The 13,418-nt window shown below is 72.7% G+C and carries 1 protein-coding gene (cut by a window edge); it reads left to right on the forward strand.

Features of this window, described 5'->3' with window-relative positions; genetic code table 11:
• A protein-coding gene (locus JYK04_RS36120; RefSeq protein WP_237410240.1) for a type I polyketide synthase crosses the window boundary here: on the forward strand, positions 1-13,408 show its 3' portion. The gene continues 21,011 nt to the left of window position 1, outside the view; the window shows 13,408 of its 34,419 coding nt (coding positions 21,012-34,419); its start codon lies beyond the left edge, outside the window; it ends in the stop codon at positions 13,406-13,408.
• The last annotated feature ends 10 nt before the right edge of the window (positions 13,409-13,418 follow it).

Genomic DNA, 13,418 nt, shown 5'->3' on the forward strand with positions numbered 1-13,418 from the left:
GGTCCAGGCCGAGCGCCTTGAGGTGCTGCTCGCGTCGGACGAGCTGCTCGAACCCGCCGATGTGGCTTACGCGTTGGCGACATCGAGGTCGGCCCTTGAGCGCCGGGCCGTCGTCGTCGCGGAGGAGCGGGAAGAGTTCCTCGCCGCGCTGCGCGCCCTCGCCGCCGGCGAGCAGGCAGCCGGCCTGGTGCGCGGAACGGCGGCCGCCCCCGGTAGCACGGCCTTCCTGTTCACCGGACAGGGCAGCCAGCGACTGGGTATGGGCCGCGAGCTCTACGACACCCACCCGGCCTTCGCGGACGCGCTGGACGCGATCTGCGCCCGCATGGACGCCCACCTCGAACTGCCGCTGAAGGACGTCCTGTTCGGAGACAGCGCGGCTGTGCTGGACCGGACCGAGTACACGCAGCCCGCGCTGTTCGCGGTCGAGGTAGCGCTGTTCCGGCTCGTCGAGAGCTGGGGTGTGAAGCCCGACTTCCTGTCCGGTCACTCGATCGGTGAGATCGCTGCCGCGCACGCTGCCGAGGTGCTTTCGCTGGACGATGCGTGCGCGCTGGTCGCGGCGCGTGGGCGTCTGATGCAGGCGCTGCCGTCGGGCGGTGTGATGATCGCCGTTCAGGCGTCGGAGGACGAGGTTCTGCCGCTGCTGACCGACCGGGTGAGCATTGCGGCGGTGAACGGCCCGCGCTCGGTGGTCGTCGCCGGTGACGAGGACGCCGCGGCGGCAGTCGTGGAGGTATTCGCCGACCGCAAGTCCAAGCGGCTCACCGTGAGCCACGCGTTCCACTCGCCGCACATGGACGGCATGCTCGACGCGTTCCGGCAGGTGGTGGAAGGGCTGTCGTTCGGTGCGCCCCGCATCCCGGTCGTGTCGAACCTGACCGGTGCCCTCGTCACCGACGAGATGGGCTCCGCCGACTTCTGGGTCCGCCACGTCCGCGAGGCCGTCCGCTTCCTCGACGGCATCCGAGCCCTGGAAGCCGCCGGAGTCACCACCTACCTTGAGCTCGGCCCCGACGGCGTGCTCTCGGCCCTCGCCCAGGACTGCGTCGCGCAGGACGCCGTCTTCGTCCCCGCGCTCCGCAAGGGCCGCCCCGAGGCCGAGGCCGTCACCACGGCTCTCGCTCAGGCTCACGCCCACGGCGTCACCGTCGACTGGGCGGCGTACTTCGCCGGCACGGGTGCGCGGCGGGTTGATCTGCCGACGTACGCGTTCCAGCGCCAGCGGTTCTGGCCCAGCGCGGCCGTGTTCGCGGCCGGGGACCCGGAGGCGATCGGTCTCGGTGACGCCGGGCACCCGCTGCTGGGTGCCGCGGTGACGCTCGCCGATTCCGAGGGAGTGCTCCTCGCCGGTCGGTTGTCTCTCGACACCCACCCCTGGCTCGCCGATCACACGATCCACGGCGGCGTGCTGCTTCCGGGCACGGCGTTCGTCGACCTTGCGATCCGTGCCGGCGACCAGGTCGGCTGCGATGTGGTGGAGGAGCTGACGCTGGAGGCGCCGCTCGTTCTGCCCGAGCGGGGCGGCGTGCAGCTTCAGCTCGTGATCGAGGCGCCCATGGCGCCTGGGCGTCGGGCGTTCAGCGTGTACTCCCGACGTCAGGACGCGCTGGCGGAGGAGCCGTGGACGCGTCACGGGTCGGGTGTGCTGGCGGCTGGTGCCCGTCCGGAGGCCGAGCAGGAGTTCGGTGAGCTGGCGGTGTGGCCGCCGTCGGGCGCCGTGCCCGTGGACGTCGACGGGCTGTACGCGGAGCTGCTCGGAGACGGAATGGCCTACGGGCCGCTGTTCCAGGGGCTGAAGGCGGCCTGGCGGCGTGGTGGCGAGCTGTTCACCGAGGTGGCGCTGCCGGAAGACGGGCGCGGGGACGCGGCGCGGTTCGGGCTGCACCCGGCGCTGCTCGACGCGGGTCTGCACGCGATCGGCCACGGCGACCCCGCCGCGGAAGGCGCCGGCGCGATGCTGCCCTTCTCTTGGGTCGGTGTCTCGCTGTACGCCGTGGGCGCGTCCTCGCTCCGGATGCGCCTGACCCCGCACTCGCCGGACGACCGGCACACGCTGGCCCTGTTGATCGCGGATGAGACGGGGCGGCCGGTGGCGGCCGTGGAGTCGCTGACGCTTCGACCGGCTTCCGCTGACCAGGTCAACGCGGCGGGCGCCAGTCATCTGGAGTCGCTGTTCCGCGTGGAGTGGGAGCCGGCCGCGATCGGTTCGGTGACGTCCGCTGGTCTGCGGTGGGCGGTGCTGGGCCGGGACGAGATCGGTCTGGCCGGCGCGGGTGCTCAGATCACCGAGTACGCCGATGTGGTGGCTTTCGGTTCGGCGCTGGAGGCGGGCGAGCCCGCCCCGGATGCGGTGTTCGTCCTCCCGTCCGCTGACGTGCTGGATGGCGACGACGCTGCGGGCTCGGTTCACACGGCGGTGAATGGCGCGCTGGCGTCCGTTCAGGAGTGGCTGGCGGATGACCGGTTCGCGGCTTCGCGGCTGGTGTGGGTGACGTCGGGTGCGGTGGCTGTTGGGGCCGGTTCGGGTGTCCGGGATCTGCCGGGGAGCGCGGTGCGGGGTCTGCTGCGTTCGGCGCAGTCGGAGAACCCGGGCCAGCTCGTCATGCTCGACCTGGATGTGGAGCTGGACGCGGTGTCGGTGGCGGCGATTCCTGCCGCGCTGGCGGCTGGTGAGCCGGAGCTGGCGGTCCGCGCGGGTGTGGTGAGCGTGCCGCGTCTGGTGCGCGTGCCGTCGGCGGACGGTGCCGCCGAGGCGCCGGTGGTGCTCGGTGACCCGTCCGGGACGGTTCTCGTGACCGGTGCCACGGGTGGTCTCGGGCGGCTGTTCGCCCGGCACCTGGTGAGCGCGCACGGGGCGCGGCGTCTGCTGCTGGTCAGTCGGCGGGGTTCTGCTGCCGAGGGTGCCGGGGAATTGGTCGCGGAGTTGGCGGAGTTGGGTGCTCGGGCGGAGCTGGCTGCCTGTGATCTCGCGGATCGGGATGCGGTGGCCGCGCTGCTGGGGTCGGTTCCGGCTGAGCACCCGCTGACGGCCGTGGTGCACACCGCGGGTGTTCTGGATGACGGTGTTGTGTCGGCGCTGACGCCGGAGCGGGTCGCGACTGTGTTGCGGCCGAAGGTGGACGCGGCTTGGAATCTGCATGAGCTGACGCGGGATCTGGACTTGTCTGCGTTCGTTCTGTTCTCGGGTGCGGCGGCTGCGTTCGGTGCGGCGGGGCAGGCGAGCTACGCTGCGGCGAACGCGTTCCTGGAGGCTCTGGCCGAGCAGCGACGGGCCGAGGGCCTGGCTGCGACCGCGCTGGCGTGGGGGCTGTGGGCCCCGCAGGCGGGCAGCGGCGGTGGCAGTGGCGGTGGCATGGCGGCGGGTCTTGATGACGCCAACCTGCGCCGCATCGCCCGCGACGGCGTAGGCGGACTTGCCGCCGACGAGGGGCTCGCCCTCTTCGACACCGCGATGGCGGTGGATTCGGCGGTGCTCCTGCCGATCCGCCTCGACCTCGCGGTGCTGCGGGCGCAGGCGGTCTCGGCGGGTTCGACGCCGGCCCTGCTCCGCGCCCTCGTCCGGGTGCCGGCCCGCCGGACGGTGGAGCGGCGAGGCGGCGGCTCGGAGACCGGCTCGCCCCTGGTGGCCCGTCTGCTGGCGCTGCCGGTCGCGGAGCACGAGGGTGTGCTGCTGGACCTGGTCTGCGGGCGTGTGGCCGCGGTCCTGGGCCACACCGGTGCCGAGGCGGTCGACGCCGAACGGGCCTTCCGGGACCTCGGCTTCGACTCCCTCACGGCCGTGGAGCTGCGCAACGTACTCAAGACGGAGACCGGACTGCGGCTGCCTCCGACGCTGATCTTCGACTACCCGACGCCCGCCGCGCTGGCCCGGCACCTGCTCTCCGAGCTCGCGGTGACCGATGGTTCCGCTGAGGCAGCCGGAGTACGCGGGCTGTCAACGCCCGTTCGGGCCGCTGTGGGCCTGGCCGACGACCCGATCGTGATCGTCGGCATGGGCTGCCGTTTCCCCGGAGGCGTGCGGACCCCCGAGGAGCTGTGGCAGCTCGTCGCAACCGGCGGCGACGGCATCACCGCGTTCCCCTCCGATCGCGGCTGGGACGTGGAGGCGCTCTACCACCCCGATCCCGACCACGTGGGCACCTCGTACACCCGCGAAGGCGGCTTCCTGCACGACGCGGCCGAGTTCGACCCGGCGTTCTTCGGGATCTCGCCGCGCGAGGCCCTGGCCATGGACCCGCAGCAGCGGCTCCTCCTGGAAACCTCCTGGGAGGCCTTCGAGCGGGCCGGCATCGACCCGGCCACCCTGCGCGGCAGCCGTACGGGCGTCTTCGCCGGCGTCATGTACCACGACTACGCGACGGGTTACGGAAACGGCGAGGAGCTGCCGGAGGGCGTCGAGGGCTACCTCGGTACCGGAAACTCGGGCAGCATCGCCTCGGGCCGCGTCTCGTACGCGTTCGGTCTCGAGGGCCCGGCGGTGACGGTGGACACGGCGTGCTCGTCGTCGCTGGTGGCCCTGCACTGGGCGATCCAGGCGCTGCGGCAGGGCGAGTGCGACATGGCTCTCGCGGGTGGCGTGGCGATCATGGCGACTCCGGAGACCTTCGTTGACTTCAGCCGTCAGCGCGGTCTGTCGGCCGATGGCCGCTGCAAGTCCTTCGCGGCGGCTGCGGACGGTACGGGCTGGGCCGAGGGTGCGGGCATGCTGCTCGTCGAGCGGCAGTCGGATGCGGTGCGCAACGGGCACCCGATCCTGGCCGTGGTCCGGGGCTCCGCGATCAACCAGGACGGCGCCAGCAACGGCCTGACCGCCCCGAACGGTCCGTCGCAGCAGCGGGTGATCCGCGAGGCACTCGCCAGCGCGGGCCTGTCCGCCGCGGATGTGGACGCGGTCGAGGCGCACGGTACGGGTACCCGTCTCGGTGACCCGATCGAGGCGCAGGCGCTGCTGGCCACGTACGGGCAGGACCGCCCCGAAGGGAGGCCGCTGCTGCTGGGCTCCATCAAGTCCAACATCGGTCACACCCAGGCCGCCGCCGGTGTCGCCGGCGTGATCAAGATGATCATGGCGATGCGGCACGGCGTGCTCCCGCAGACGCTGCACGTGGACGCGCCGTCGCCCCAGGTGGACTGGGAGGACGGTGACGTCAGCCTGCTGACCGACGCGACGGACTGGCCCGAGACCGGCCGTCCGCGCCGCGCGGGCGTCTCGTCGTTCGGTATCAGCGGTACCAACGCCCACACCATCATCGAACAGCCCCCGGTGGTCCTGGAGCCGGCGGAGGCACCTGCCGACGCCACGCCGCTGCCGGTCGTGCCCTGGCTGCTCTCGGCGAAGGGTGAAAACGCCCTTCGGGCGCAGGCGCGTCAGCTCCAGGCCCACGTACTGGCCGCGCCGGATGTGCGCCCGGTCGACGTCGCGTGGTCGCTGGCGGCCAACAGGGCCTCGTTCGAGGACCGTGCGGCAGTGGTGGCCGCGGACCGTGAGGGCCTGCTGGCCGCGCTGGAGGCGCTGGCCGAGGGCCGCTCGACCGCAGCCGTGGTGAACGGTTCGCCGGTCGGCGGGAAGGTCGCCTTCCTGTTCACGGGGCAGGGGAGCCAACGCCTCGGGATGGGGCGTGAGCTGTACGACGCCTTCCCGGTGTTCGCGGCCGCGCTGGACGCGGTGTGCGAGCGCTTCGACTCGCAGCTTGAACTGCCGCTGAAGGACGTCCTGTTCGGGGACGACGCGGCCGTGCTGGACCGTACGGAGTTCACCCAGCCGGCGCTGTTCGCGGTCGAGGTGGCGCTGTTCCGCCTCGTTGAGTCGTGGGGTGTGAACGCGGACTTCCTGTCCGGGCACTCGATCGGTGAGATCGTGGCCGCGCACGTCGCCGGAGTGTTCTCGCTGGAGGACGCCTGCACGCTGGTCGCGGCCCGCGGCCGCCTGATGCAGGCGCTGCCGTCCGGCGGTGTGATGATTGCGGTGCAGGCCTCGGAGGACGAGGTGCTGCCGCTGCTGACGGACCGGGTGAGCATCGCGGCCGTCAACGGCCCGCGCTCGGTGGTCATCGCCGGTGATGAAGACGTCGCGACGGCCGTGGTGGAGGCGTTCGCCGACCGCAAGTCCAAGCGGCTGACGGTCAGCCACGCGTTCCACTCGCCCCACATGGACGGCATGCTGGAGGACTTCCGACAGGTGGTGGAGGGGCTTTCGTTCGGCGCCCCTCGCATCCCGGTCGTCTCCAACCTGACCGGCGCCCTCGTCACCGACGAGATGGGCTCGGTGGAGTTCTGGGTGCGGCACGTCCGCGAGGCGGTCCGCTTCCTCGACGGCATGCGCGTACTGGAGGAAGCGGGGGTCACGACGTACCTCGAACTCGGTCCGGGTGGTGTGCTCTCGGCCATGGGCCAGGAGTGCGTGGCCGGCGAGGGTTCTGCCTTCGTGCCGGTCCTGCGTGCAGGACGTCCCGAGACCGAGACGACGGTCGCGGCAGTGGCGCAGGCACATACTCGGGGCCTTGAGGTGAACTGGCAGGCCCTCTTCACCGGTTCGGGTGCCCGGTACGTTGATCTGCCGACGTATGCCTTCCAGCGGCAGCGCTACTGGCTGCCGATGGCGGGGCCGGCGCGGAGCGGCGCCGCCGACGAGGTGGACTCCCGCTTCTGGGACGCCGTGGAGCGCGAGGACCTGGAGTCGCTCGCCGCCACGCTGGACATGGATGGCGAGAACGCCTGGGACAAGGTCCTGCCGGCTCTGCCGACCCTCTCGGCCTGGCGCCGTGGCCTGCGGACCCAGTCAGACGTGGACCGCTGGCGCTACCGGGTGTCGTGGAAGCCGTTGACGGATGCCGGGACCGGTGCGCCGTTGTCGGGGCTGTGGCTGGTCGTTGCTCCTGCGGGCGTGGATGACACGGCTGTGGCGGATGCGCTGGCCGCGCGTGGTGCCGAGGTTCGGCGGGTTGTTGTTGAGCCGGGTACGGATCGTGCGGCTCTGGCTGAGCTGCTGTCCGGTGCGGGTGCCATCGCTGGTGTGGTGTCGCTGCTCGCGCTGGATGAGGCTGCTGGGGTCGTCGCGACGGCTGGTTTGATGCAGGCGCTGGGCGATGTCGGGGTGGAGGCGCCGCTGTGGTGCCTGACTCGTGGTGCGGTCAGCGTTGGCAGGTCGGATCGTCTGGTGTCGGCCGTCCAGGCTCAGGTCTGGGGTCTCGGCCGTGTGGCCGCTCTGGAGGTTCCCGGGCGCTGGGGTGGTCTGGTTGACCTGCCTGAGGTGTGGGACGAGCGGGCCATGTCCCGTCTGGTGGGTGTGCTGGGCGGTGCTGGTGAGGACCAGGTCGCGGTGCGGTCCTCCGGGGTCTTCGGACGCCGGCTCGTACGGGCGACCGGTGGTGCTGCGTCCACGTCTTGGACGCCGTCCGGAACCGTTCTGGTGACCGGTGGTACGGGTGCTCTGGGTGGCCGGCTGGCTCGTTGGCTGGCCGGGGCGGGTGTTGAGCGTCTGGTGCTGACCAGCCGTCGGGGCGCTGATGCCCCGGGTGCGGCTGAGCTGGTGGCGGAGCTGTCCGGGCTGGGTGTTGAGGTGTCGGTCGTGGCGTGTGACGCCTCCGACCGGGATGCCCTGCGCGCGCTCCTGGAGGCCGAGGCCGACACGCTCACGGCGGTCGTTCACACGGCTGGTGTGCTGGATGACGGTGTCCTTGACGCCCTCACCCCCGAGCGTTTCGAGAGTGTGCTGCGGGCGAAGGCGACCTCGGCGCTCAACCTGCACGAGCTGACCATCGAGCTTGGTATCGAGCTCTCCGCGTTCGTGCTGTTCTCCTCCATGAGCGGCGTGACCGGTGCGGCCGGTCAGGCCAACTACGCTGCCGCGAACGCCTATCTCGACGCGCTCGCTGAGCAGCGGCGCGCCGCCGGGCTGGCTGCTACCTCGATCGCGTGGGGTCCGTGGGCCGAGGGCGGTATGGCCGCCGACGAGGCCATGGACGCGCGGATGCGGCGTGAGGGTCTGCCGCCGATGGCTCCGGACACGGCCATGGCGGTGCTGCGACAGAGCGTTGCCTCATCCGCCGACGCGGCTCTGCTGGTCGCGGACGTGGACTGGGAGCGCTTCGCACCCGCCTTCAGCGTCGTGCGTCCCAGCTCCCTCTTCGCCGAGCTGTCCGAGATCCGGCCTGCCGGGCCCATGGCCCGTGCCGCAGGCGACACCGAATCGCCGGTCGGCAGGCTTGCCGGTCTGGGCGCGGCGGAGCTGGAGCGGGAGCTGCTCGGTCTGGTCCGTACGCACGTCGCGGCCGTCCTGGGGCACGACGGCGTCGACGCCGTCGGCGCCGAACGCGCCTTCAAGGAGCTCGGGTTCGACTCGCTCACGGCGGTCGAGCTGCGCAACCGGCTCGGTGCGGCCACGGGTGTGAGCCTGCCGGCCACGCTGATCTTCGACTACCCGACCGCCTCCGCCCTCATGGGATTCCTCCGGGATGAACTCCTGGGGACCGAGGCACGGATCACTGGTCCGGTGGCACCGACGGTCAAGGCCGTGGAGGACGATCCGATCGCGATCGTCGCGATGAGCTGCCGCTTCCCGGGCGGTGTGCGCACCCCCGAGGACCTCTGGCAGCTGCTGGCCACCGGCGGCGACGCCATCGGTGAGTTCCCGGTCGACCGTGGCTGGGACCTGGACCGTCTCTACAGCCCGGATGCGGACCAGCAGGGAACGTTTTATGCCCGTGAGGGCGGCTTCCTCTACGACGTGGCCGACTTCGACGCCGACTTCTTCGGGATCTCACCCCGCGAGGCCCTCGCCATGGACCCCCAGCAGCGGCTCCTCCTGGAGACCACCTGGGAGACCTTCGAACGGGCCGGCATCGCTCCGTCCTCGGTGCGCGGCAGCCAGGCCGGCGTGTTCATCGGGACCAACGGGCAGGACTACGGAGCGACGTTGAACACCGTTCCGGACGGCATCGAGGGTTTCCTCGGTACGGGTAACGCGGCGAGCGTCGTCTCCGGCCGTCTCTCGTACGCGTTTGGTCTGGAGGGCCCGGCGGTCACGGTGGATACGGCGTGCTCGGCTTCTCTGGTGGCCCTGCACTGGGCGATCCAGGCGCTGCGCAGCGGTGAGTGCTCGCTGGCGCTGGCCGGTGGTGTGACCGTCATGTCCTCGCCGGGTGCCTACATCGACTTCAGCCGTCAGCGTGGCCTGGCGGCGGACGGCCGGATCAAGGCGTTCGCCGCCGACGCCGATGGCACGGGCTGGGGCGAGGGTGTCGGCATGCTGCTCGTGGAGCGGTTGTCGGACGCGCAGCGCAACGGTCACCCGGTGCTGGCCGTCGTGCGTGGCTCGGCGATCAACCAGGACGGTGCGAGCAACGGTCTGACGGCGCCGAACGGTCCGTCGCAGCAGCGGGTGATCCGCCAGGCCCTGGCGAGCGCCGGTCTGTCGGCCGCCGAGGTCGACGCGGTCGAGGCGCACGGTACGGGTACGCGGCTTGGTGACCCGATCGAGGCGCAGGCGCTCCTGGCGACGTACGGCCAGGAGCGTGTCGACGGCCGGCCGCTCCTGCTGGGCTCTATCAAGTCGAACATCGGGCACACCCAGGCCGCCGCGGGTGTCGCTGGCGTCATCAAGATGGTGCTCGCGATACAGCACGGGGTGCTCCCGCAGACCCTGCACGTCAATGAGCCCACCCCGCACGTCGACTGGACGGCGGGCGACATCGCCCTCCTCACCGAGCAGCGCGCGTGGCCGGAGACCGGCCGTCCGCGCCGGGCCGGCATCTCCTCCTTCGGCTTCAGCGGCACCAACGCCCACACGATCATCGAGCAGGCACCGGACGCGCCCGAAGCCGAGCCGTCCGCGCAGCCGCAGGAGCGGCCCGGTGGGGTCATGCCGTGGGTGCTGTCTGCAAAGAGTGAGGCGGCCCTGCGGGTCCAGGCCGAGCGCCTTGAGGTGCTGCTCGCGTCGGACGAGCTGCTCGAACCCGCCGATGTGGCTTACGCGTTGGCGACATCGAGGTCTGCCCTTGAGCGCCGGGCCGTCGTCGTCGCGCAGGAGCGGGAAGAGTTCCTCGCCGCGCTGCGCGCCCTCGCCGCCGGCGAGCAGGCAGCCGGCCTGGTGCGCGGAACGGCGGCCGCCCCCGGTAGCACGGCCTTCCTGTTCACCGGACAGGGCAGCCAGCGACTGGGCATGGGCCGCGAGCTCTACGACACCCACCCGGCCTTCGCGGACGCGCTGGACGCGATCTGCGCCCGCATGGACGCCCACCTCGAACTGCCGCTGAAGGACGTCCTGTTCGGAGACAGCGCGGCTGTGCTGGACCGGACCGAGTACACGCAGCCCGCGCTGTTCGCGGTCGAGGTAGCGCTGTTCCGGCTCCTCGAATCGTGGGGTCTGCGGCCGGACTTCCTCTCCGGTCACTCCATCGGTGAGATCGCCGCCGCGCACGTCGCCGGTGTCCTCTCGCTGGAGGACGCGTGCGAACTGGTCGCCGCCCGTGGGCGTCTGATGCAGGCGCTGCCGTCCGGCGGTGTGATGATCGCGGTGCAGGCCTCCGAGGACGAGATCCTGCCGCTGCTGACCGACCGTGTCAGCATCGCGGCAGTCAACGGTCCGCAGTCGGTCGTGGTGGCCGGTGACGAGGACGCGGCGGTGGCCGTCACCAGCGCCTTCCCCGACCGCAAGTCCAAGCGGCTCACCGTCAGCCACGCGTTCCACTCGCCGCACATGGACGGCATGCTGGCCGACTTCCGCAAGGTCGCCGAGGGGATCACGTACGGCAGCCCCCGTATCCCGGTCGTCTCCAACCTGACCGGCGCCCTCGTCACCGACGAGATGGGCTCCGCCGACTTCTGGGTCCGCCATGTCCGCGAGGCCGTCCGCTTCCTCGACGGCATCCGCGCCCTGGAAGCCGCCGGGGTGACGACGTACGTCGAGCTCGGCCCCGACGGCGTGCTCTCGGCCCTCGCCCAGGACTGCGTCACGCAGGACGCCGTCTTCGTCCCCGCGCTCCGCAAGGGTCGCCCCGAGGCAGAGGCCGTCACCACGGCCCTCGCCCAGGCCCACGCCCACGGCGTCACCGTCGACTGGCGGGCGTACTTCGCCGCCACCGCGGCCGGCGCCCGCCGCGTCGACCTGCCCACCTACCCCTTCCAGCGCAAGCGCTACTGGCTGGAGGAGGCTCCCCGCCCCGCGGCGGTCGAGTCCGGTGCCGGGACGGCCGGTGGTGCGGTGGACGCCGCGTTCTGGGAGGCCGTCGACAACGCGGACCTCGCCGCCCTCACGGCCACCCTTGAGATCGATGCCGACCAGCCGCTGAGCGCGCTGCTGCCGGCACTGTCCGCCTGGCGGCGCCAGCGCGCGGAGCGGTCGCTCGTCGACGGCTGGCGCTACGGGGTCACCTGGAAGCCGCTCGGCGATCCGGACGCCACCGCTCGCCCCGCCGGCACCTGGCTGGTCGTCACCGCGGCGACCGGCGCCGGCCCCGCGCTCCCCGGGATCGCGGACGCCCTCCGGGCGCGCGGCGCGGACGTACGGGAGGTCGCGCTGGACGCGGCCACCACCGACCGGGCCGCCGTGGCCGACCGGCTGCGCACGGCTCTCGCCGGGAACCGTGCCGACGGGGTGCTGTCCCTGCTGGCGCTCGCCGAGGCCCCGCACCCGGCCCATCCGGCGGCGCCGGCCGGGCTGTTGCTGGCCGGGGCGCTCGTACAGGCCCTCGGTGACGCCGAGGTCGACGCCCCGCTGTGGTGCGTGACTACCGGGGCCGTTGCGACCGGCCCGTCCGACCGGGTCCGGAGCGCCGCGCAGGCGCAGACCTGGGGCTTCGGCCGGGTGGTCGCCCTGGAGCACCCCGAGCGCTGGGGCGGTCTGGTGGACCTGCCCGGCAGCCCGGACGCCCGGGCGCTGGACCGGCTGCTCGCCGTACTCGCCGGCGGGAAGGACGCGTACGAGGACCAGCTCGCCGTACGGTCCGCGGGACTCCTCGCACGCCGCATCGGGCACGCCGCCCCGGCGGCCGTCGGCAGCGGCGGCGGAGCGGTGGAGCGGGCGCCCTGGCGGCCCCGCGGCACCGTCCTGGTCACCGGCGGTACGGGCGCCCTCGGCGCGCACGTGGCCCGCTGGCTCGCCGCGCACGGCGCGGAACACCTGGTGCTGGCCGGCCGCCGCGGCGCCGACGCGCCCGGGGTCGAGGCCCTGGTCGCGGAGGTCTCCGCGCTCGGTGCGCGGGCCACGGCCGTCGCGTGCGACGTGGCCGACCGGGAGTCCGTCGGCGAGCTGCTCGCCGCCCTCCGCGACGACACCTCCGGCCCCGGCCTGACGGCCGTCTTCCACACGGCGGGCGTCGGCCAGTTCGCGCCGCTCGCCGAGACCGGCGCGGGCGATGTCGCGGCCGTCCTCTCCGCGAAGGTCTGTGGGGCCGAGCACCTCGACGAGCTGCTCGGTGACACGCAGCTGGACGCCTTCGTCCTGTTCTCCTCCATCGCCGGCGTCTGGGGCAGCGGCGGCCAGGCCGCCTACGCGGCCGCCAACGCCCACCTCGACGCCCTGGCGCAGCGGCGCCGGGACCGCGGGCTGACGGCCACCGCCGTGGCCTGGGGGCCGTGGGGCGAGGGCGGGCTGGTCGCCGACGACGAGGCCGCCCTGCAACTGCGGCGCCGCGGCCTGCCGGTGATGGCCCCGGAGCTGTCGATCGCCGCCCTCCAGCAGGCGCTGGATGCGGACGACACGACCGTGACCGTCGCCGACGTCGACTGGGAGCTGTTCGTCCCGGCCTTCACGGCGGCCCGGCCGCGCCCGCTCATCGCCGACCTCCCCGAGGTACGCCGCGTACTCGAGGCGGAGCAGCACGGCGTCGGCTCCGGCCTCGGCGCCGATGCCGCGGGCGACGGCGCCGGTGAACCGGCCCGGCTGGTGGCCGAGTTGCGGGGCATGGGCGCCGACGAGGCCGAACGGAGCCTGCTCGGCCTGGTCCGTACGCACGTTGCCGCGGTCCTCGGGCACGACGGGGCCGCCTCGGTCGAGGCGGGCCGCGCCTTCAAGGAGCTCGGCTTCGACTCGCTCACCGCGGTCGAACTGCGCACCCGCCTCGGCTCCGCCACCGGACTGCGGCTGCCCGCCAGCCTCGTCTTCGACCACCCGACGCCCGCCGCCCTGGCCGCGCACCTGCGCGCGGAACTCCTCGGCGGGGACACGGCGCCCGCGCTCCCGGCGCTCGCGGAGATCGACAAGCTGGAGTTCCTCCTGACGTCGGTCCCCGAGGACGACGCCGCCGAACGCGCCCGCGTGACGGCGCGCCTCGAAGCGCTCCTGGCGAACTGGAACGAGACGGACCGGGCCGCGGCCCACGCCCTGGAGGACGAGGAGGACGCCATCGAATCGGCGTCCGCCGAAGACCTCTTCGACATCATCAACAACGAATTCGGAAAAGCCTGAACCTGATGCC

Origin of the sequence: Streptomyces nojiriensis (assembly GCF_017639205.1) — a bacterium.
Classification (GTDB): domain Bacteria; phylum Actinomycetota; class Actinomycetes; order Streptomycetales; family Streptomycetaceae; genus Streptomyces; species Streptomyces nojiriensis.